This is a genomic window from Planctomycetota bacterium (genome assembly GCA_038746835.1).
Lineage (GTDB): Bacteria > Planctomycetota > Phycisphaerae > Tepidisphaerales > Tepidisphaeraceae > JBCDKH01.
Window position 1 is genome coordinate 41771 of record JBCDKH010000004.1, and the last position, 19845, is coordinate 61615.

Below are 19845 nucleotides of genomic sequence, written 5' to 3' on the forward strand. Positions count from 1 at the left end.
CATATGGCGACGAGCGACAAGCGTGCGACGGCAGCCCTGGATGCCTTTGAGATCGAGGTGCCGTCGTGGGGCTTTGCCGACACCGGCACGCGGTTCGGCAAGTTCCCCCAGGCCGCCGCCGCATTCACGACGGCGGAGAAGTTCGAAGACGCCGGCACGGTCCACCAGCTGACCGGCTGCTGCCCGAAGGTCGCCGTCCACGTCCTGTGGGACTTCGACACGGACGCCCCCGCACCCGACGCCGCGGCGCAAGCCTCGGATCTCGCGAAGTCCCACGGCGTTCAGATCGGCTCGATCAACCCCAACATCTTCCAAGACGCCATCTACAAGACCGGCTCCTTCTGCAGCCACGACCCGGCCGCGCGGAAGGCCGCGATGGACCACACGCTCCACAGCATCTTGCTCATGCAGCACGCCGGCAGCGACGCGCTGTCGATGTGGCTCGCCGACGGCACGAACTACCCCGGCCAGGACAATCTCCGCACGCGCAAGCAACGGCTCCAAGACGCCTTCGCACAGATCCACGATGCCATGCCCGACGGCAGCCGGCTGCTCATCGAGTACAAGCCGTTCGAGCCCGCGTTCTACCACACCGACATCGCCGACTGGGGCATGGCCGACGCGTTCTGCCGTCGTGCGGGCGACAAGGCGAAGGTCCTCGTCGACACCGGCCACCACCTGCCCGGCTGCAACGTCGAGCACATCGTCGCATTCCTCCTCGACGAGGGCCGGCTTGGCGGATTTCACTTCAACGACCGCAAGTACGCTGACGACGACCTGACCATCGGCAGCATCGATCCCTACGCGGTCTTCCGCATCTTCAACGCCATCGAACAGCACGGCCACGACACCGGAAGCCGGCCCGACATCGCGTACACGATCGACCAGAGCCACAACGTTAAGCCCAAGCTCGAGGCCACCGTTCAAACCGTCTGCGAGGCCCAGAAGCAGGTCGCCAAGGCAGCGCTGGTCGAGCGCGACGAACTCGCCGCGTGTCAGCAGTCGGGCGACATCGTCGGGGCCGAACTCTGCCTGAAACGAGCGTTCGAAGCCGACGTCACACCTGTTTTGAAAGCGTGGCGAGAGGCGCGTCGGCTGCCCGCCGATCCGCTGGCGGAGCTGCGCAAGAGCAGTGTCATTGCCGATCTTGGAGCACGTCGCGGCCTGGGACGTGGTGGGGCGTCGGGTTACGCGTGACGGGTCAAGGTTGTCGCACTTTTGGCGTTCGCGTTCCGCGGAGCGAGTCGTAGCGTTGCTGCTGCTGCATGCTGATTGGTTGCCCGAGCGAAGTCCCCACCGCCGAATGCCGCGTCGCTGTCACGCCGGGCTCCGCTGCCGCGCTGAAGAAGACGGGGCACGATGTCATCGTCGAACGCGGGGCTGGCGACCGTGCAGGCTTCACGGCCGGTGACTACGAGGAAGCCGGCGTCGAACTCGTCGACCATCGCGAGGCCGTTTTCGAGCGGGCAGACATCGTCTTCCAGGTCAGAACGCCCGGAGCCAGAGGCGGCGACGACGCAAGCCACTACCGCGACGGCCAAATCGTCGTCGGGCTCGCCGAGCCGCTGATGAGCCACGACGCGACGCGGGCCATCGCCGATCGCAAGGCGAAGCTCGTCGCGATGGAACTCCTGCCGCGGACGACCAAGGCACAATCAATGGACGTCCTGTCGAGCCAGGCCAACCTCGCCGGCTACCAGGCTGTCATGCAGGCGGCCGACCTCTTGCCGCGGGCGTTTCCGATGATGATGACCGCCGCCGGCACCGTGCAGCCGGCCAAGGTGCTCGTCATCGGCGCGGGCGTCGCGGGGCTCCAAGCCATCGCGACGGCCAAGCGACTCGGCGCTGTCACCAGCGGCTACGACGTCCGCGCTGCTACCAAGGAACAGGTCCAGAGTCTCGGTGCCAAGTTCGTCGAGCTCGAAGGCGTCTCCGCCGAAGGCACCGGCGGCTACGCGGCGGAGCAGTCCGACGAGCAGAAAGCCAAGCAGGCCGAGCTGCTCGCCAAGGTCGTCGCCGAGTCCGACGTCGTCATCACGACGGCCGCGATTCCTGGGAGAACCTCGCCGATCCTCGTCACCGCGGCGATGGTCGAACAGATGCGTCCCGGCAGCGTCGTCGTCGACCTCGCCGCCGAACGCGGCGGCAACTGCGAAGCGACCGTCGCCGACGACACCACCGACGTCCGCGGCGTGACCATCGTCGGCGACACGCACCTTGTCAGTCGTGTCGCCTTCCACGCCAGCCAGCTCTACGCCAACAACCTCGTCAACCTGCTCAAGCACCTGACCAAGGACGACGCGGTCACCCTCGACCCCGAAGACGAAATCGCCGCCGGCGTCCTCGTCACCAGCGACGGCCAGGTCGTCCACGAGCAAGTGAAACAAGCCATGGAAGGAGCCGCCTGATGTTCGTGCTCGCCCAGGTCGCCATGACCGGCCCGACGTTCGCGCTGCTGCTGACGATCTTCGTCCTGTCGATCTACCTCGGCGTGGAGATCATCACCAAGGTCCCGCCGACGCTGCACACGCCGCTGATGAGCGGCAGCAACGCAATCAGCGGCATCACCATCGTCGGTGCGCTTGTCCTCGCCCAGCCGGGTGCCGGCTTCTGGCCCAACGCGCTGGCGTTCCTCGCGATCGTCTTCGCCACCGCCAACGTCGTCGGCGGCTACGCCGTCACGCACCGCATGCTCAAGATGTTCAAGAAAAAGGGGTAGAAACGCACAGTGACCATCGCCTGGGACATCCTGCTCTACCTGCTCTGTGCCGTCGGCTTCATCGTCGGCATCAAGGGGCTCACGCACCCGCGGTCGGCCGTTCGGGGCAACCTGTCGTCAGCGTCGGCGATGCTGCTGGCGATCGTCGTCACGCTGTTCGTCATTCGCGGCGGGCACAACTGGTTCGTGATCGTCCCCGGCATCCTCATCGGCGGGGCGGCCGGTGCGGTGATGGCGACGCGTGTCCAGATGACCGCCATGCCGCAGATGGTCGCGGCGTTCAACGGCTTCGGCGGCGTGGCCAGCGTCTTCGTCGCAGGCGCCGCCGTCATCGGGCTCGATGCGGTCTACTCCGGAGCGGCGGAGGCGGCAGCGGATTTTGGCGTGGAGTTTGATCCGGCCCTTCCTTGGATCCAAGGCATCGCCATCGCCCTCACTGGACTCATCGGCGGCGTGACGTTCAGCGGCAGCGGCATCGCCTACGGCAAGCTCGACGAGTGGAAGATCTTCTGGAAAGACACCAGCCTTCCCGCAAACCAGCTCATCAACGCAGGCCTGCTCGTCGCGGCGCTGGTCGTCGGATCGCTCGTCACGCTCGTGCCGAGCCTGGCCGTCGTGTGGTACGCGCTGCTGGTCGTCATCGCGCTGGCGCTTGGCCTGACGCTGGTCCTGCCGATCGGCGGGGCGGACATGCCGGTCGTCATCGCGCTGCTCAACAGCTACTCCGGCCTGGCCGCGGCGAAGAGCGGGTTCGTCATCGGCAACACGGTCCTCATCGTCAGCGGCAGCCTCGTCGGCGCAAGCGGCCTGATCCTGACGGCCATCATGTGTCGGGCGATGAACCGCTCGCTCACCAACGTCCTCTTCGGCAAGATCGACGCCAGCGGAGCCAAAGCCGACGCCGACGAGGTCTACGGCGGACGCGTCAAGAGCACCAGTGCCGAAGAGGTCGCGATGCTCCTCGACGATGCCGATCGCGTCGTCATCGTCCCCGGCTACGGCATGGCCGTCAGCCAGGCCCAGCACGCCGTGCGCGACCTGTACAAGGAGCTTTCCGACCGCGGCAAGACGGTCGAGTTCGCCGTCCACCCCGTCGCGGGCCGCATGCCGGGGCACATGAACGTGCTGCTGGCGGAGGTCGACATTCCCTACGACCGCCTGCTCGACGACACGCAGACCAACAGCACGATCGAGACGGCCGACGTGGCCATCGTGCTGGGCGCGAACGACGTGGTGAACCCCGACGCCCGCGAGAACCCGCAGTCACCCATCGCCGGCATGCCGATCATCGACGTCGACAAGGCCCGCACGGTCATCGTCATCAAGCGGTCGCTCTCCCCGGGTTTCGCCGGCATTCCCAACCCACTTTTCGCCGCCGACAACACGCTGATGTTCTTCGGCGACGGCAAAAAGGCGGTCGTCGACATGGTGGCCGAGGTCAAGGACCTCTGATCTCAACCACGGAACCCCTCGTCCCCTCCGTCATCCCGAGCAAGCGAAGCGAGTCGAGGGACCTCGCCTGGTCACCGCAGAGCAAGGCGAGGTCCCTCGGCTCCGCTGACGCTCCGCTCGGGATGACGGACTTTGCGAGTCGCAACTCGCCCAAGCAGCGAACGCCGCCTCCGTTCTTTCAAACCTGACCGAAAGCTCAGGCCCGGCTCATAATGTGGGCCGTGACCGATGTGCCCAGCGACGCGCAGCTCGATTACCCACGCCCGCATCGCCAGCCGGTGGACAGCCGCGTGCACCCCATCTCGCCCAAGACGCAGGCGGTGGGCATGTGGCTGTTTCTCCTGAGCCTGGCGCTGCTTTTCGCCAGCAGCCTGCTGATCTACGTCATCATCCGCATGCAGATGCGCGGCGAGGCCCCGATCGGCGCCTTCCGCGAAGCGATGAGCGACTGGAAGCTCTACTCGTCGACGGTCGTGGTCCTCGCTGCCAGCTTCGCGATCCACCGAGCCTTGCGGGCCGTGCAGCGGGAGCGGATCGGCAAGTTCCGCACGTGGCTGTGGATCACGAACATCCTGGCGACGCTCTTCGTGGTCGTGCAAACGCCGGCCATGATCGACCTGCTCAGCCAAGACACCGCCACGGCCGACACGTCTCAGCTTCGCCCGGTCATCAGCCCCCTCGACCCCGACGCCGGCGCCACCGTCGGCCCACGCGACATCCTCCCCCAGGCCCGCGAAACCCGCCTCTACGGCATCCTCTTCTTCTTCGTCCTCATCCACGCCCTCCACGTCCTGGGCGGCATGGTCTACCTGGCCGTCGTGACGATCAAGGCCCACAAGGGCTGGTACGACCACGAACACTTCGTCGGCGTCCGCCACGCGGCGCTGTACTGGCACTTCCTGGATGTCGTGTGGCTGATGATGTTCGGGACGTTTCTGGCAATGGGTTGATGCTTGCTTACTCAGGCCCGTTCGTCCTCACCGTAGAAGATGTATCCACTGTAACGCCAGACGACTCCCGCGTACTTGTAACTCGCACACTCCGGCTCGCTTGTCACATCTTCGCACTCTTCAATGATGAGCGACGCGGGCCTGAGGACTCTGCCTTCGACTTCAGCGATTCGCGATAACGTCTTTTCCGGGTCTTCTTCCATGACGAGATAGCTTGTGTACGCGGCCTCAAATGCTGGGTCGATCGTCTCGCCTTTGATGAGCACATTGAAGCACTTGAGTCCTTCGGCTGGCTGGCCACGCAATCGGCAAAGAAGCTCATTTGCCTCAAAATCGGAAGTGTTTAAACGCACAAGAGCTAGCGCTTCGGTCTGTGCACGATCGACTTGACCAAGTCCGGCAAGCGATTCAATTCGCGACCGTTGGGTGAGCGATGCCATTCCTGGATCGATGTCATCAGAGGTCAACAGCAATGCTTCTTCGGACGCCGCAAGCGCTTCCTCCAATTGGCCAAGATGGCGCAATGCGTCTGACCGATACGTCAGCCATGCAAACAGTTCCGGCTCAAACGTCGGCCGCTCGTCGAGCAACAGCAGCGAGGCTTTGAAGTCACCCCGTCTTGCCTCGACGATCGCTTTATTGAGTTTGGCAGAGGAGGCCTCTCCGCCATGTTGAGTCTCCGAGTCGAACGCGGCGATCGCCTCGTCATAACGATCCACATCCGAGAGCAACGTCCCCAGCCAATGCCAGATCGACGTTGCGGCTGGAGCCCTTTCCGCGCCGTTCTGCAGAGTGGCGATCGCTTCGTCGGTTCGGCCCAACGCCGCGAGCGCACGCCCGCGTAGCTCGAAGTTCGCGGAATAGCGCCGCGCTTCCAGCTCGTCAGCGATTTCGAGAACGCGGTCGTAATTGCCGTCCTCGAGCTCCGCGAACCCCTCGTCTGCAAGGCGTTGTGTCTCTTCGCGATCCATGTGATTTCCAGCGGACCTTTCTGAGGTCGTGCTTCAGCACGACGTTCGATGCGGGATTCGTCGTGCTGAAGCTCTGGTGCCACCGCATCCTTGCGGTGGTCGGTGTAACGCACTGCAAGAATGCAGTGGCGCCGGATGCCACGGATAATCCGAACACGCACTAGCGCTACTCGGACGGTTAACGGTGAGCGAAGCGAGCCTTCGTCAGTTCGTCCAGAAACGCGCCGCGAGTTGGGTGGACGACTTCGGTGCCAGCGGCACGTGACCAGAGTGCCAGCGCGCTGCGCCCCGGCGGCCGGCGGGGCGGAGATGTGGTGTTTTGGCTCGGTGTCGCGGGCGGACGCCCGACGGGCTTGCGTGCTTGGTCGTAGTACGGACGCCGGCGGGGTGTTTGGGGGTGGTTCTTGGGATGTAGCCGGGAGATCGTCGGGACCGCGAGCGTACTCGGCGGCGACCAACTGGCTGGGCGGCGCACCGCGTGGTGCGCGCTCCACGTGGGCCATTTTGCGGTCAGTCGCCGAGGTTGAAATCGATGCCCTGGGCGAGCGGGAGGTCGGTGCCGTAGTTGATGGTGTTGGTGGCTCGTCGCATGTAGGCCTTCCAGCTATCGGAGCCGGACTCGCGTCCGCCGCCGGTCTCCTTCTCGCCGCCGAACGCGCCGCCGATCTCGGCGCCGCTGGTGCCGATGTTGACGTTGGCGATCCCGCAATCGCTGCCGGCGGGGCTGAGGAACCGCTCGGCCTCGCGGACGTCGCCAGTAAAGATGGCGCTGCTCAAGCCCTGCGGGACGCCGTTGTGGATCGCCATGGCGTCGGCCAAGTCGTTGTAGGGCAGGACGTAGAGGATGGGGGCGAAGGTCTCGCGTTGGACGAAGTCGTGGTGTCCGGGGTGGTCCGTTCCGGAGCTCGCTTCCTGGCGGTCGCGGCTAAACGTGACGAGCGCGGGGTGCGCGTAGGTGCCACCTTCGACACCCGTCGCGCGGTCGCCACCGGTGACGTTGGCACCTGCGGACCGCGCGTCTTCAAGGGTTTTTTGCATCGACTCGAACGCCTGATCGTCGATGAGCGGGCCCATGAGTGTGCCGGTTTCGCGTGGGTCGCCGATCTTGATTTGGCCGAGGATGGGTTCGAGCTTGGCGAGCAGCTGGTCCTGCACGGACTCATGGACGATGAGCCGGCGGAGCGTGGTGCAGCGTTGGCCGGCGGTGCCGAACGCGCTGAAGGTGATGGCCCGCACGCACAGCTCCAGGTCGGCGGTCGGCGTGACGATCATGGCGTTGTTGCCGCCGAGTTCGAGCAGGCAGCGACCCAATCGGCCTGCGACGACCTGGTTGACCTCCTTGCCCATCCGCGTGCTGCCGGTGGCTGAAATCAAAGGAAAACGCTCGTCTTTGGCCATCGCCTCGCCGACGTCGCGTCCGCCGATGACGACGGAACTGATGGCCGGCGGGACGTCGAGGTCGCTGCTCTCGGCGATGACGTCCTGCACGATCTTCTGGCAGGCGAGGGCGCAGAGCGGGGTCTTCTCGCTCGGCTTCCAGACGACCGGGTCGCCGCAGACGAAGGCGAGCATCGCATTCCACGCCCACACGGCCACGGGGAAGTTGAAGGCACTGATGACACCCACCGGGCCGAGCGGGTGCCACTGTTCCATCATGCGGTGCTCGAAGCGCTCGGTGGCGATGGTCTTGCCGTAGAGCATGCGGCTTTGACCGACGGCGAAGTCGCAGATGTCGATCATCTCCTGCACCTCGCCCTCGGCTTCGGCGACGATCTTGCCGGCTTCGAGGGTGACGACCTTGCCGAGGTCGGCCTTGTAGTCGCGAAGCTTGTTGCCGATGCGACGGACGAACTCGCCGCGGACGGGTGGGGGGACGGTTCGCCACTGGTGGAACGCACCCGCGGCTTGCGCCGCGGCGTGGGAGACGTCGTCGGGCGTGGCCTGCTTGAACTCGGCGAGGGTGCTGCCGTCGATGGGCGTGCGTGCGGTCAAGACAGAACCGCCGCCGTCACGTCGGTCGGAACCGATCGCGACGGCGGCGGGATGATCGAGGCCTAGGGCGGCGGGCAGGGAGATTGCCATGCCGCCAGTCTACCGCCGACGCCGGAGCAAGCCGAGGCTGGCGATGCCGACGAGTCCGGCCGTTGCAGGCTCGGGAATCACGGTGATCTCGAAGAAGGCGTTGGTGCCATTGTCGAGACGCGTGGTGTAGAAGCCCGCGCCGCCAGCCGTCGGGACGAGCCCGGTGAGGATGTCGGTCCCGGCAACGGAGGCCGAGAGCTCGGTGTCGCTCAGCACGGAGATGAGCGTGCCCGACGGATCGGACGGATTGAACCGCAGGATCGAGTCGCTGACGTTCTCGTAGAAGTAAACGAACCCGTCGCCGCCCGTGACGAAGCCGGCTGAAAAGTTGATCGACGCGTTGCCCGTGACGGCCTCGATGTCGGTCGGCGAGAGGGCTTCGGTCGCACTGCCGAGCGGGTCGGACGCGGTCAGATCGAGCCTGAAGACGCGATCGAGCGTGCCGTTGCCGTGGAAGAAGTCGGTGCCGGCGATCGTGAAGCCGTCGACATCGGCCGCGTCGTCAAGGCTGGCGGGATCGAGCGGGTCGTCGACGAAGTTGGCGATCGGGCTTGCCTCGAAGTCGGCCTGGGTGGCGAAATCGGCGATGTCGCCCGACGTGCCGTCGGTGATGAGCAGGCCGTCGCTGCGCGATTCGAAGAAGAGCAGCTGTCCCGACGGCAGGATCGCCTGCCCGAGGCCGAGGCTCGCGCCGCTCTCGCCGGTGAAGGCAGCGATCTGCGTCTCGGTCAGGACGGGCGTGATGCCGGTGGTGGGGTTGAACCGGAAGACGCCGTCGTTGAGGGCGTCGCCGAAGAAGAGGCCCTGGGAATCGCTCGGGATGGAGCCCGGGATTTCGAAGCCGCCCTCGTCAATGCCGGCCGCGAGGAAGTCGATGAAGTCGGCGTCCACATCGAAGGTCTGGCCTGGTTGGCCAGACGAGATCAAGCCATTCGCGGACGCGTTCTGGGTGACAAAGGCAACGGTCTCGCCCTCGAAGAATCCGACTCCGCCTATGCGCTGGAGCTCACGCGGGCCGTTAGGAAAGACGGTGACGGCCAGCGTGCCACCGGCCGCGTCGACGCGGTCAAAGCGCCCCTCAACCCCGAAGATCTGGGCGGAAGCATTCGGAGCAGCGGCGGTCGCGATAGCGGAGATTGAGAGAAACAGGGTGGAATGACGAGTCTGAGGCATTTTCTGTGTGTTGCAAAGAGATAAGGCTCTAGCGTGTCGCGTGACTGCGACGCCGTCTCAACTTAGAGCTGCCCCCACGCATCGACAACGCCGAAACTGCGGGTTTCACGCGAGTTGTGTGGCTGGCTTCACCCTCGTGGAGCTGCTGGTCGTCATCGGCATCATCGCGCTGCTCATCGGCGTGCTGCTGCCGACGCTCGCGTCGGCACGGCGGTCGAGCCTGGTCGTCATCTGCCAGAGCAACCTGCGACAGCTCGCGACGGGAACACAGATGTACGTCGACGACAACGCAGGCCTTTTGCCGGTTTACCTGCCGCATTTGCCGGACTCGGTTTCGAACCTGATAAGCAGCCCGATCAAGACGTATCGCATCGCCTACGCCGACGCGACCGCTGGGGAGACCGCGACCGACGTCCGGCCCGCGAATCACGGCATCCTGTTCGCCAACGGCTACCTCGAAGCCCCTGGCATCTTCTACTGCCCCGAGCAACGGGCGGAGCTGTGGCAGGAGTCGTTCTACCCAGGCCCGTGGTTCTCCGAAGGCACGTCGGGCGTGATCGCCAGCGACAACGGCAACGACGAGGCACCGGGCACGGTGTTCCTCGTGCGGTCGAGCTACCTGTACCAGCCCATCCCGCTCAGCTACTCGTCGCCCGGCTTTGCGGCCTCGTTCCGACGGTTCGAGAAGATGGTCCAGATGCGGCCGGTTGAGGAGATTCCGACGAACAACTTCGAGCCCTTCCTCGACACACCGCCGCTCTTCATGGACCTGTTGATCGGCAGCGCGAACCCGACCGTCGCGCACGACAACGACACCAGCTGGAACATCGCCTTGACCGACGGTTCCGTCCGCAAGTTCGTCAACGCAGACGTCGCGGTCGAGCACAAGAACCTCGACACGCTCTCCTGGCCTGCCTTCGGGCTCTACTTCAAACGCATTCTCGAGCAGGATTGACGCCTGCAGAACAGCTCACTGGCAGCACGGCCCGTCGAGGATTTCGAAGACGTCCAGCGTCGACAGGTCCGCGATCCGCGGGTGCCAAGAAGGCGAGCTGGACCACATGCGTGACCGTGAGAGCGACTCCACGTGGCCGTCGAGGAAGACGGCATTAACACCTTTCACATCGCGACTGCCGCCGATACTGCCTGCGGCGATGTCGGCGTCCCAGAGCGATCGGTCCGGGCGATTCCGGGCGTGGCGAAACGCGCCGAAGCTGCTGTGGCCAGTCGAGACGTTGACGCCGTACACGCGGGTGTCGTTGACGCCTTCGGTGTAGATGCGGAGCGTTCGGCCGTCTTCGGTCAGGACGAACGGCTGCTCGCCTTCCTGACCGCCGGGGGCTTTGTCAGCGTGAAGGATCAGATCGGCCGGCGAGATCTCCGGGCTCGCGACGGTCGGCTTGTGATCCCACGGCTCCATCGCGATGAAGCTGTTGATGCCGTAGGAAAAGTGGGCGTTCGGCACGTCACCACGTGGCTCGGCTGGACACCAGAGCACGTCGTGCGGCCCAGTCGTGTTGCGGTTCTCGTACGCCGTCTGACGATCGGTCGATTCGTCGATGTAGGGCGTGAGCTGCCAGATCCACTTGTACCGCTTGAGCAGTGTGCGATCGGTGTCGGTGAACGTGCCGAAGTCCTCGGCATAGAGCGACTGCGCGGCGTAGATCTGCCGGAGGTTGTTTCGGCAAACGACGTCAATCCCACTGCTCCGCGCGGTGCTCAGGACAGGCAGCAGAATGCCGACGAGCAGGGCGATGATGCCGATGACGACGAGCAGCTCGACGAGCGTGAATGCGGACCTTCTCTGACGCATCTTCGGAACCTCCAGCTCCTCAGGATCGTCGCCCTTTGCGTTTTGTCAAGAATTTTCCGCATCTGCCTGACGCACCGCGTCGACGAAGGCGGACATCTTCTCGAACGACTTGCGGCCATCGTCATCCTCGACGCCGCTGCTGACGTCGACCGCGAACGGGCGAAAGCGGCGGACGATCTTGCCGACGTTGTCTGGCATCAAACCGCCGGCGAGTGTTAGTCTGGCGATCTGATCGGCACTGAGACCCGCAACGGCGTCCCATTCGGCCTCGACGCCTTGGCCACCACCGCCGGCGGCGTCGACGTGCAGGCCAGCGAGATTCCGGGGCGGCTTGCTGGTCCATCGCTCGACCGCATCGACGAGCGCTCCGTCAGCAGGGAGGACCTTCGTAGCACGCTTGGTCGTCGCCTGCCGGACGAGGTCGGCGGTCTCCTTGCCATGGAACTGCACGACGTCCACCGGCACCGCTGCGAGCAACTGCCGCAGAATGAATGGCGGCGGGTCGACCATCACGCCGACCGCCGTCGTGAACGCGGGCAAGGCCTTCACAATCTCGATGGCGGCCTCTGCTTCGACGAGCCGTTTGGCACCGGGTGCGTAGAGGATGATTCCAACGGAATCCGCGCCGGCATCGACGGCGAGCCTTGCATCCTCGGGATGCCGGACGCCGCAGATTTTGACGCGGGTCCGCCTCACGCGGGCAGCTTGGAGAGGTCGTCGCGGATCGTCTGTACCAGCGGGCCGATGGTCGCGTCGCCGAAGTCGAACTTGATTTCAGCCGCCTCAAAGAGGTCGGGCAGCGATCGCGTCCCGCCGTAGCCGAGGGCACGTCGGTAGGCAGCGATCGCTTTCTCGGTGTCCTGCTTCGAGTTGTTGTAGATCTGCAGGGCTCCGAGCTGCGCGATGCCGTATTCGATGTAGTAGAACGGCACGTGGAACAGGTGGAGCTGCCGCTGCCACATGGCGTCGCGGGCGGCTTCGATGCCGGTCCAGTCGAGGTCGTGGTGGAAGCGCGCAAGCAGGCCGTTCCACTGGGCCGTTCGCTCGTCGCGGCTGTGGCCGGGGTTGGTGTAGAGCCAGTGCTGGAACTGATCGATGATCGCGATCCATGTGAGGATGGCTGCGCCTTCGAGCTGATGCCGTCTTGCGCGGTCGGCGTCGTTGGGCTTGTCGAAGTAGTCGCCCATGTGCGGCAGGGCGAGCAGTTCCATGCTCATGCTGGCGACTTCGCAGAACTCCATCGGCGCGTGCTTCACGAAGCTCAGCGGCTCGTCCCGAACGGCCAGCGTGTGGAACGCGTGGCCGCCCTCGTGGAGAAGCGTCTCGACGTCGCGCTGCAGGCCGGCGGCGTTCATGAAGATGAACGGGATGCCGGTCTCTTCGAGGTTGCACTGGTAGCCGCCCGGCTGCTTGCCCGGCCGGCTGCCGAGGTCGAGGTTGCCGGCGGTGCGGAGCTCGTCGAAGTCGCTTGCGAGGTCGGGCGACATCTTTCGGAAGACGTCGGACGTGGTCTGCACGAACGCGTCGATGTTCTCCTCGTCGAACGGCTTGAGCGGCCCGCGACCCTTGAGGTCGACTGCCAAATCCCACGGGCGGAGGTTGTCGATGCCCAGTGCCTGCTTGCGCTCGTCATCCAACTCGCGGACCAACGGCACAACGTGCTTCTCGACGGCGGCGGCAAAGGCGTCGCAGTCGGCCGGCGTGTAGTCGAATCGCTTGAGTCGCTTGAACTGGTAGTCGCGGTAGTTGTCGAAGCCGGCGTTCTGGGCGATCTGCTGACGCAGCGGTAGCACTTTGTCGAACAGGTCGTCGATCGCTTCGCGATCGGCGAGACGCCTGTCGGTCGACGCCTTCCATGCGCGGTGACGCAGGTCGCGATCGGTTTCCTCCTGGAACCGAGCCATCTGCTGCATCGTGTAGTCGCGGCCGTCGAAGGTGACGGTCATCTCGCCGCTGACTTCGTCGTACTTTGTGACGACCTTGGTGACCTCGGTCTCCAGCGGCACGTTCTCCTCACGGAACAGCTCGACGTCGGCCGCCCAGTGCTGTTTGAGGATGTCGTACTTCGGCCCGGTCAGCCCGTCCTTGTGGGGCGAGTCGAGGAACTTTTTCTGCAGCGCGAACATCGCCGGCTTGAGCTTGGGCTCGACGTTCTCGACGAAATCGAGGTAAGCCGACTTGATCGGGTCGTCGTTGGTAAAGCAGCTCTTATCGATGTAGCGACGGCTGCCGTACTCGTCGATGACGCTGCTGAACTCGGAGAGATCGATCAGCCAGTTCTCCAGGTCGTCGCTCGACGCCGGATCGCGGTCCATCAGCTTCTGGACGAATGGCTCGATCTTGTCCCACGAGTCCGGCACGAAATCGGACGGAAGGAACTTGCGTGACTGGGCTGCCTTGGCGACGGCAGAGGGCACGGCCTTGGGATCGGGTGGAGTGGGCTGGCTCATTCCCGACGGTAGCACGGATAATCGGCTTGTTTCCTCAACGAACGACGCAGCAGCTTCGGCGTACCATCCCGCCTATGCCGACGGCGGTCGCCGAGCCCGAGACCCACGCATCGAACGAGATCGTCCTCCCTCCGCGCGAGGAGCCGGCCGGCAATCCGATCGCGCCGCCACCACCGGCGACGTGGGTGGACCGCGTCGAGGCGTACCTCAGCCGGCTCAGCACGCGCGACAACTTCTGGCACCGCATCTTCAGCCTGCTCTTTCTGCCGCTGGCCTTCTGGAGTGGCATCCGCATGCGACGCGAAGGCAGCAGCGTCAGCGAGGACGAGACGAGCAGCTTCGCGGCCGTGCTGCCGTTCAAGAAATTCAACAAGAACTGGTACAACGCCATGGCCGGAGCGAGCCTGCTCGCCAACACCGAGATCGCCGCCGGCATGTACGTCTTTGGCGAAGCCGGCGGCGACTACACGGTCGTCTGCAAGAACCTCAACTACACGTTCCTGCGCCCGTGCCTGGGTCCGGCCGTGTACCGCATGACGCCGCGCGACGACCTCAAGGCCCAGATCGCGACGGGCAACGAGTTCAACACGAGCCTCGACGTTGACGTCCGTCAGCTCTCCATGAAAGCCGGCGACCGCGAAAAGCGCGTCGGCCGGGCGGAGATCACGTTCCACGTCACGCCCAAGCGTCAGGCCAAGCAGCGAAAGACCAAGCTCAAAGAGCGGGACAAGCGGAAGAAGGCGCTCGACGCGGCGTAGTTCGCGTGTTTTCAAGAGCCGCATCGATTCGGCATCTGCGGCGCCAGCGGATTACGCTCATCGCATGACGCTGTTTCGGTCGCTCTTGGCAGTTCTGGTCGTCTGGTTGGTCACGACCCAGCTTGGCTGCTCGTCGGGCAGTCCTTCGCCGACGGCATCGAAGCCTCTTTCGTCGGATTCCGATCGCCTCGCCGAAGCGCAGCAGATCGCCGCGGGGCTGCGTGAGATCGAACAGAAGAACTACAACGCCGCGATCAAACTGCTTGAGCCGCTGGTCGACGAGGGCACGGACGTCGCCATCGCCTACCGGGCACTGCGGATCGCCAAGATCGAGCAGCTGTTGGCAGGCCGAGACGACTCGGAGTCCGCCCGAATGGTGGCGGAGGATGCGACCATGTCGATCATCGCCAAGGGCCGAAAGGTCTTGCCGAAAGACATGAGCCTTCTGCTCGACGACATTCAGTTCCACGCGGAACGCGACCTCTGGGACGTCACCGAAGCCCGCATTTTTGAGGCGATCGCGCTCGATCCGAGCGAGAGCAAGCTGTACGTGATGCTCGCAACCAACCACGAAGACATCGCCAACTTCCAGCTCGAGTCCGGCAACCGACAAGCCTTCGAAGCGGAGATGGCCGACGCGATCAAGGCCTACGAGACTGCGGTCGATCTCGACCCGGATGAAACCATCGCCCGCTACAACCTCGGCGTCCTGGCGATGAGCCGCGCCAACGCAGCCGCGGTGAAACGCAACGCCATTCCGCCATCGGAGTTCCGAGCCAAAGCTGACGAGTTGAAGCGGTACGAGACGATCGAACGCGACGAGTTGAAGACCGCACTGAGCTATTTCATCGAGGTCGAAAAGCGGACGCCCAACGACTCGACCGTCATCATGGCGCTCACGTCGGTTCACGTCCGGCTGGACTCACCCGAATTGGCGGAAGAGTTCGAAGATCGCTTCGGCAAGGTGCTCTCGGGCGAACAGGTCGAGTCGTACTACGCCAAGTGATGATCGCTCGACGTAAAGACAAGGAGCCCGCTCGAAACGAACGGGCTCCTGGGTCATTTGCGGTCGGCTTTTGCCAGTGGGCTCACGCCGCTTCGGCTTCGCTCGGGGCTGCGCCGGTGGCGGTCTTGACGCTGCTGGGCTTGCCGCCGGGCTGCACGTCGGGTCGGCCCATCGGGTAGTACTCGATGCCGTGACGCTTCATGTCTGTCCGGTGCAGGCAGTTGCGGCCGTCGAAGATCAGCGGCTTGTTCATGACCGCCTTGACCTTGCTGAAGTCCATCGTCTCGAAGATCAGCCAGTCCGTGCAGATCGCGATCGCATCGGCACCCTCAGCGGCGCGAACCGGGTCGACACACCACTCGACGCCTTGGGTGAAGATCTCCTTCATGTTGTCAACGCCCTTGGGGTCGTAGGCCTTGACCGTGACTCCATTGTCCACCAGGTGCTTGATGACGTCGATCGCGGTCGACTCGCGGATGTCGTCGGTGTCGGCCTTGAAGGCCAGGCCCCAGACGGCGACGGTGGCACCCTTGGCGTCGCGGCCAAGCTTGTCCGTGATCTTCTGGGCAAACCGCTTCTTCTGGTTGTTGTTGGTGTCGATGATCGCGTGGACGAACTTGTTCTCGTAGTTCGCCTGTCGCGAGATGTGCTCCATCGCAGCAACGTCCTTCGGGAAGCAAGAGCCGCCGTAGCCGCAGCCGGCTCGCAGGAAGGCCGGGCCGATGCGCTTGTCGCTGCCCATGCCGCGACGGATCGCCTCGATGTCGGCGCCGTAGTGCTCGCAGAGGATTGTCAGCTCGTTCATGAAGCTGATGCGGGCCGCGAGCATCGTGTTGGCCGCGTACTTGGTCAGCTCGGCCGACTCCCAGTTCATGACGAACCAGCAGTTCGGGTTGCCGGCCTTGACCTGCTCCCGCAGGATCGGGTCGTACAGCTGGTGGACGGCCTGAGCTTCGGGAGCCTCGGGCTCGCCCGACTCGCAGCCGATGACGACGCGGTCAGGCCGCAGGAAGTCGTCGACGGCGGTGCCTTCTTTGAGGAACTCGGGGTTGGAGACGACGCGGACATTCGCGTTGGTGTGCTCCTTGAGATACTCGCTGAGCTTGCGGTTCGTGCCGGCCGGAACGGTCGACTTGACGATGATGGTCACCATGTCGCCGGCGTTCTCGCTCTGACGCTTTTCGAGCGCTTCGCAGACCTCTCGGCCCGCGGTCTCGAGGAAGGTCATGTCGACGGTGCCGTCCGGCTTGGGCGGCGTGCCGACGGCGAGGAAGACGATCTGAGCGTCCTCAACGGCCTCAGCGACGTCGCCGGTGAAGCTCAGGCGACCCTCGCGGATGTTCTCCGTCATGCGCTCGGCGAGGCCCGGCTCGAAGATCGGGCAATCGCCGGCCTGAAGCTTGGCGAGCTTGGCTGGCATCTTCTCGACGCCGCGGACGGTGTGCCCGATGGAGGCGAGACAGGTGCCGGAGCAGAGGCCGACGTATCCACAACCGATGACGGTGACGTTCATGAAAGTGTCCTGGCGTTGATTCTGATGCCTGTGAAGGCGAAGGGTGTGTCGAGCCTGCTCGTTCGGGCTCTGCACAAGGCTCATCGGCCGGCAATCACGTGCTGATGAGGCGGGGTGACGCTGGCGGAGCGGGTCGAGAGCTTATCGGCAACAGCAGCCGATGTCCCGCCTTTTGCACAAGCTTTCGCTTTGACGTTTGTCGATACCTCAAGCCGACGCGACCGCCGGCACCCCGGATGGGCTCGCCGACGGCTCTGCCGGACGGGGCGCGACCGCGTCCGCAAGCGGCCCGTCGGCAGGCTCTGGTTCGGGTTCGGGTTCCGCCTCGGGTCCGACGCGAATCCGCTCGTGAACCATGCCCATCTTGTACGCCGCGACGATGATGCTGCCGAACAGCACCAGGTAAAACGCCACCGCGTACCGCGTCCGGAAAAAGACGAGCATCGCCCCGGCCGCGACGAAGAAAATCGTCAACGCGTAGCTCACGACCACCGCCTGTCGCACGCTCAGATTGCGGTTGATGAGCTGATGGTGGAAGTGGTGCTTGTCCGCACTGAACAGCGGCCGACCCGCCGTCCAGCGACGGGCAAAGGCCAAGGCGGTGTCGAGCACCGGCAGGCTGAACATCACCAGCCCGCCCAGCATCCACTTCGCCCCCGCATCGCCGAGCAGAATGATCGAGACGGCCACGACGAAACCCATCAGCAGGCTCCCGGCATCGCCCATGAAGATGCTGGCCGGGTTGAAGTTGAAGGGCAGAAAGCCCAACACCGCGCCAAACAGGGCGAGCGCCAGTGCAACGCGGACCGCGTCCGTTGCGGGCGTGCCGCTCATCAACGCGACGCTGGCGGTCACGAAGACCAGCCCGGCCGCGATGATCGCCGTCACACCGCCACAAAGACCGTCCAGCCCGTCCATCAGGTTGCTGGCATTGCAGCAGAACACGACCAGCGCGATGACAAAGCCCCAACTCGCCACGGTCGCGGTCGCCGCCTCCACGGCCATCGGCACCTGGAGCGAGAGGTTGACGTGGAGCCACTCGAAGAAGAAGGCTGTGATCTGACCCAGAACGTCATCGCCCACGCCGAACAGCAGCAGACACACCGCCGCCGCGACTTGGCCGAGGATCTTGAGCACCGGCCGAACGCCGCGAACGTCGTCGATCAGGCCCAGTCCCGTAATCACGAACAGGCCAGCGAAGATCGGTGCCGGGAACCGCAGGCTGCCGCCGTCGCTGTGGACGGCCGAGAAGAACTGGCCCAGGGCCAGCGAGACGATCATCCCGATGAAAATCGCCACGCCGCCCAAATAGGCGACGGGTCTGGTGTGCAGTTTTCGTCCGCCGTCCGGGCTGTCGACGATGTTCGACAGCACAGCCACCCGCCGCATGATCGGCGTGAAAACATACGAAAAAACGAACGCGATGCAGAAGACGATGACGTAGGGCGCGAGCACCTCGTCATATGTCAACGGCCCTGACGGCTCGGGTGCTACCGGCCCGGCTTCGAGAAGACGCTCGAGGTCGATGCCGCCCGGTGCGTTCCAGGTCGACACGTCCCCCGTCAGACCGGCGGCGTCTTGGAGCGTGTCGTCCTGCACTTCGTTCAGTCTATCGGCTTGTCGCTAACGCAGTTCAAGCAGCCATCGATCCGGACCCGGCCTTGGCGTCGTCGATGACGGCGTCGATGATGCTCGACAGATCGTGCTTCGGCTCGAATCCGACGGTCTGGCGAAGACGCGACAGGTCCGGAACCCGACGCGGCACGTCCTCAAACTGCTGGCCGTAGACCTGGTCGTAGCCGACGTGACGGATCGAGCCGCTCCCGATGCGGTCGACGACCCGCTGAGCCAGATCGCCGATTGCGACTTCCTCATCGCTCCCGACGTTGAAGACGCGTCCGACGGCTTTGGGCTCGGCGAGCAGGGCGACCAGGGCGTGGACGACGTCCTCTACGTGACAAAAACAACGCGTCTGCCGCCCGTCACCGGTGACTTGCAGCTCGCCCCCAGCCAGCGCGGCGTTGACGAATCGCGGCAGCACCATCCCGTACTGGCCGACCTGGCGCGGGCCGACGGTGTTGAACAGCCGAACGACCACGGCGTCGAGGCCGAACTGTTTGTGGTACGCCAATGCCAGGAACTCGTCGATGCCCTTGGCGTAGGCGTAGCACCACCTGGCATGCAGTGTGGGCCCGATGGCGATGTCGTCATCCTCGCTGAAGGGCACGCGCGTGCCCTTGCCATAAACCTCGCTGGAGCTGGTCACCAGCACCGGCCTTCGCCAGCGATTGCACGCCTCCAGCACGACTTCGGTGCCATGGACGATCGATTGGATCGTCCGAACTGGTTCGTCGGCAATGAGTTGTACGCCGACTGCCGCTGCGAGGTGAAAGACCGCGTCGCAGTCGCTGGCGGCGAGGTTGACGGTCTGGGCATCTTCGACGCTGCCGCGAATGAGCGAAAATCGGCCCTTGTCTCCGGCGTCGTCGAGCAGCGGCTGGATGTTGCTCAGCCGCCCGGTGGAGAAGTCGTCGAGCGCGACAACGCTGTGTCCGCCAGCGAGAAGCGACCGAGCGAGGTGACTGCCGATGAACCCGGCCCCGCCGGTGATCAGATACCGCATCGGTTCACCGTACGACCGGCGTGCCGGCTAGGGTGTCAGGAAGGCGTTGGCGGTCCGACGAAGGGATGTGTCGGCCACAGCCTGCGCGAGTCCGCACAGCCGGCACCACCCATCATGCTGGCCCGATAACCTTAACGCGATCTTTACACTCCTGACGCGCTTTTCTTGACGACGGCTAAAGGATGATGTCGATCCGCCCTGGCAAAGCGCCCGGGTCTCGTTGCTCAACCCCGACTGACGCCTCCCCGGAGACGAATGCTCATGACCACCCGTAAGACCAACATCGAAAACCTTGAATTTCGCCGGCTTCTCGCCGTCGACACGTTCGGCGCTCC

General features: G+C 64.7%; 18 protein-coding genes. 8 read left to right on the forward strand and 10 right to left on the reverse strand.

Annotation, left to right across the window (positions count from 1 at the left end):
• Window positions 1-3: 3 nt before the first annotated feature.
• The 5 genes from AAGI46_01125 to AAGI46_01145 all read left to right on the forward strand — a co-directional run bounded on the left by AAGI46_01125 (window position 4) and on the right by AAGI46_01145 (window position 5121).
• The gene (locus AAGI46_01125; GenBank protein MEM1010802.1) at window positions 4-1197 is read left to right on the forward strand and encodes a TIM barrel protein; all 1194 of its coding nucleotides are present in this window, start codon (window positions 4-6) and stop codon (window positions 1195-1197) included.
• Between the two features lie 68 nt (window positions 1198-1265).
• Entirely contained in the window at window positions 1266-2408 is a 1143-nt protein-coding gene (locus AAGI46_01130; GenBank protein ID MEM1010803.1) for a Re/Si-specific NAD(P)(+) transhydrogenase subunit alpha, read from the forward strand.
• Complete coding sequence (locus AAGI46_01135; protein ID MEM1010804.1) at window positions 2408-2719, forward strand: NAD(P) transhydrogenase subunit alpha; 312 nt, start codon at window positions 2408-2410, stop codon at window positions 2717-2719. Before AAGI46_01130 ends, AAGI46_01135 begins: the two co-directional genes overlap by 1 nt.
• Before the next feature lie 9 nt (window positions 2720-2728).
• Entirely contained in the window at window positions 2729-4171 is a 1443-nt protein-coding gene (locus tag AAGI46_01140; GenBank protein ID MEM1010805.1) for an NAD(P)(+) transhydrogenase (Re/Si-specific) subunit beta, read from the forward strand.
• A 221-nt stretch (window positions 4172-4392) separates the two neighbouring features.
• Window positions 4393-5121 carry a cytochrome c oxidase subunit 3 gene (locus tag AAGI46_01145; GenBank protein ID MEM1010806.1) on the forward strand — a complete coding sequence of 243 codons (729 nt, stop codon included), beginning with the start codon at window positions 4393-4395 and terminating at the stop codon, window positions 5119-5121.
• A gap of 11 nt (window positions 5122-5132) precedes the next feature.
• Here AAGI46_01145 and AAGI46_01150 read toward each other — a convergent pair whose 3' ends face one another.
• The 3 genes from AAGI46_01150 to AAGI46_01160 all read right to left on the reverse strand — a co-directional run bounded on the left by AAGI46_01150 (window position 5133) and on the right by AAGI46_01160 (window position 9347).
• On the reverse strand, window positions 5133-6092 hold the full coding sequence (locus AAGI46_01150) for a bacterial transcriptional activator domain-containing protein (GenBank protein ID MEM1010807.1): 960 nt from the start codon (window positions 6090-6092) through the stop codon (window positions 5133-5135).
• Between the two features lie 510 nt (window positions 6093-6602).
• On the reverse strand, window positions 6603-8174 hold the full coding sequence (locus tag AAGI46_01155) for an aldehyde dehydrogenase family protein (GenBank protein MEM1010808.1): 1572 nt from the start codon (window positions 8172-8174) through the stop codon (window positions 6603-6605).
• Window positions 8175-8183: 9 nt separating this feature from the next.
• Window positions 8184-9347 (reverse strand): PEP-CTERM sorting domain-containing protein, encoded by a 1164-nt coding sequence (locus AAGI46_01160; GenBank protein MEM1010809.1) that lies wholly within the window; start codon window positions 9345-9347, stop codon window positions 8184-8186.
• 118 nt (window positions 9348-9465) lie between these two features.
• Here AAGI46_01160 and AAGI46_01165 point away from each other — a divergent pair, with 118 nt between their 5' ends.
• Window positions 9466-10302: a type II secretion system protein gene (locus AAGI46_01165; GenBank protein ID MEM1010810.1), complete on the forward strand. Its 837-nt coding sequence runs from the start codon at window positions 9466-9468 to the stop codon at window positions 10300-10302.
• Between the two features lie 15 nt (window positions 10303-10317).
• Here the strand turns inward: AAGI46_01165 and AAGI46_01170 are convergent, their stop codons facing one another.
• From AAGI46_01170 to AAGI46_01180, 3 genes are read right to left on the reverse strand one after another with little or no spacing between them, the layout of a single operon-like run.
• Entirely contained in the window at window positions 10318-11160 is an 843-nt protein-coding gene (locus AAGI46_01170) for a prepilin-type N-terminal cleavage/methylation domain-containing protein (protein ID MEM1010811.1), read from the reverse strand.
• 45 nt (window positions 11161-11205) lie between these two features.
• Window positions 11206-11856, reverse strand: coding sequence for a phosphoribosylanthranilate isomerase (locus AAGI46_01175; protein ID MEM1010812.1), 651 nt, complete (start codon window positions 11854-11856; stop codon window positions 11206-11208).
• Window positions 11853-13610 carry a M3 family oligoendopeptidase gene (locus AAGI46_01180; protein ID MEM1010813.1) on the reverse strand — a complete coding sequence of 586 codons (1758 nt, stop codon included), beginning with the start codon at window positions 13608-13610 and terminating at the stop codon, window positions 11853-11855. The genes AAGI46_01175 and AAGI46_01180 overlap by 4 nt, the downstream gene beginning before the upstream one ends.
• 74 nt (window positions 13611-13684) lie before the next feature.
• Here AAGI46_01180 and AAGI46_01185 point away from each other — a divergent pair, with 74 nt between their 5' ends.
• Together AAGI46_01185 and AAGI46_01190 are read left to right on the forward strand one after the other, a co-directional pair.
• Window positions 13685-14368, forward strand: a complete 684-nt coding sequence (locus AAGI46_01185; GenBank protein ID MEM1010814.1) for a hypothetical protein — start codon at window positions 13685-13687, stop codon at window positions 14366-14368.
• Between the two features lie 64 nt (window positions 14369-14432).
• On the forward strand, window positions 14433-15374 hold the full coding sequence (locus AAGI46_01190) for a hypothetical protein (GenBank protein MEM1010815.1): 942 nt from the start codon (window positions 14433-14435) through the stop codon (window positions 15372-15374).
• Between the two features lie 82 nt (window positions 15375-15456).
• Here the strand turns inward: AAGI46_01190 and AAGI46_01195 are convergent, their stop codons facing one another.
• From AAGI46_01195 to AAGI46_01210, 4 genes are all read right to left on the reverse strand, one after another.
• A complete protein-coding gene (locus AAGI46_01195) occupies window positions 15457-16887 on the reverse strand; it encodes a UDP-glucose/GDP-mannose dehydrogenase family protein (protein MEM1010816.1) in 1431 nt (476 codons plus the stop codon).
• A gap of 207 nt (window positions 16888-17094) precedes the next feature.
• On the reverse strand, window positions 17095-18486 hold the full coding sequence (locus tag AAGI46_01200) for an MraY family glycosyltransferase (GenBank protein MEM1010817.1): 1392 nt from the start codon (window positions 18484-18486) through the stop codon (window positions 17095-17097).
• A 34-nt stretch (window positions 18487-18520) separates the two neighbouring features.
• Window positions 18521-19510: a GDP-mannose 4,6-dehydratase gene (locus AAGI46_01205; protein ID MEM1010818.1), complete on the reverse strand. Its 990-nt coding sequence runs from the start codon at window positions 19508-19510 to the stop codon at window positions 18521-18523.
• Between the two features lie 27 nt (window positions 19511-19537).
• A partial coding sequence (locus tag AAGI46_01210) for a hypothetical protein (GenBank protein MEM1010819.1) occupies window positions 19538-19845 on the reverse strand: 308 nt, incomplete at its 5' end.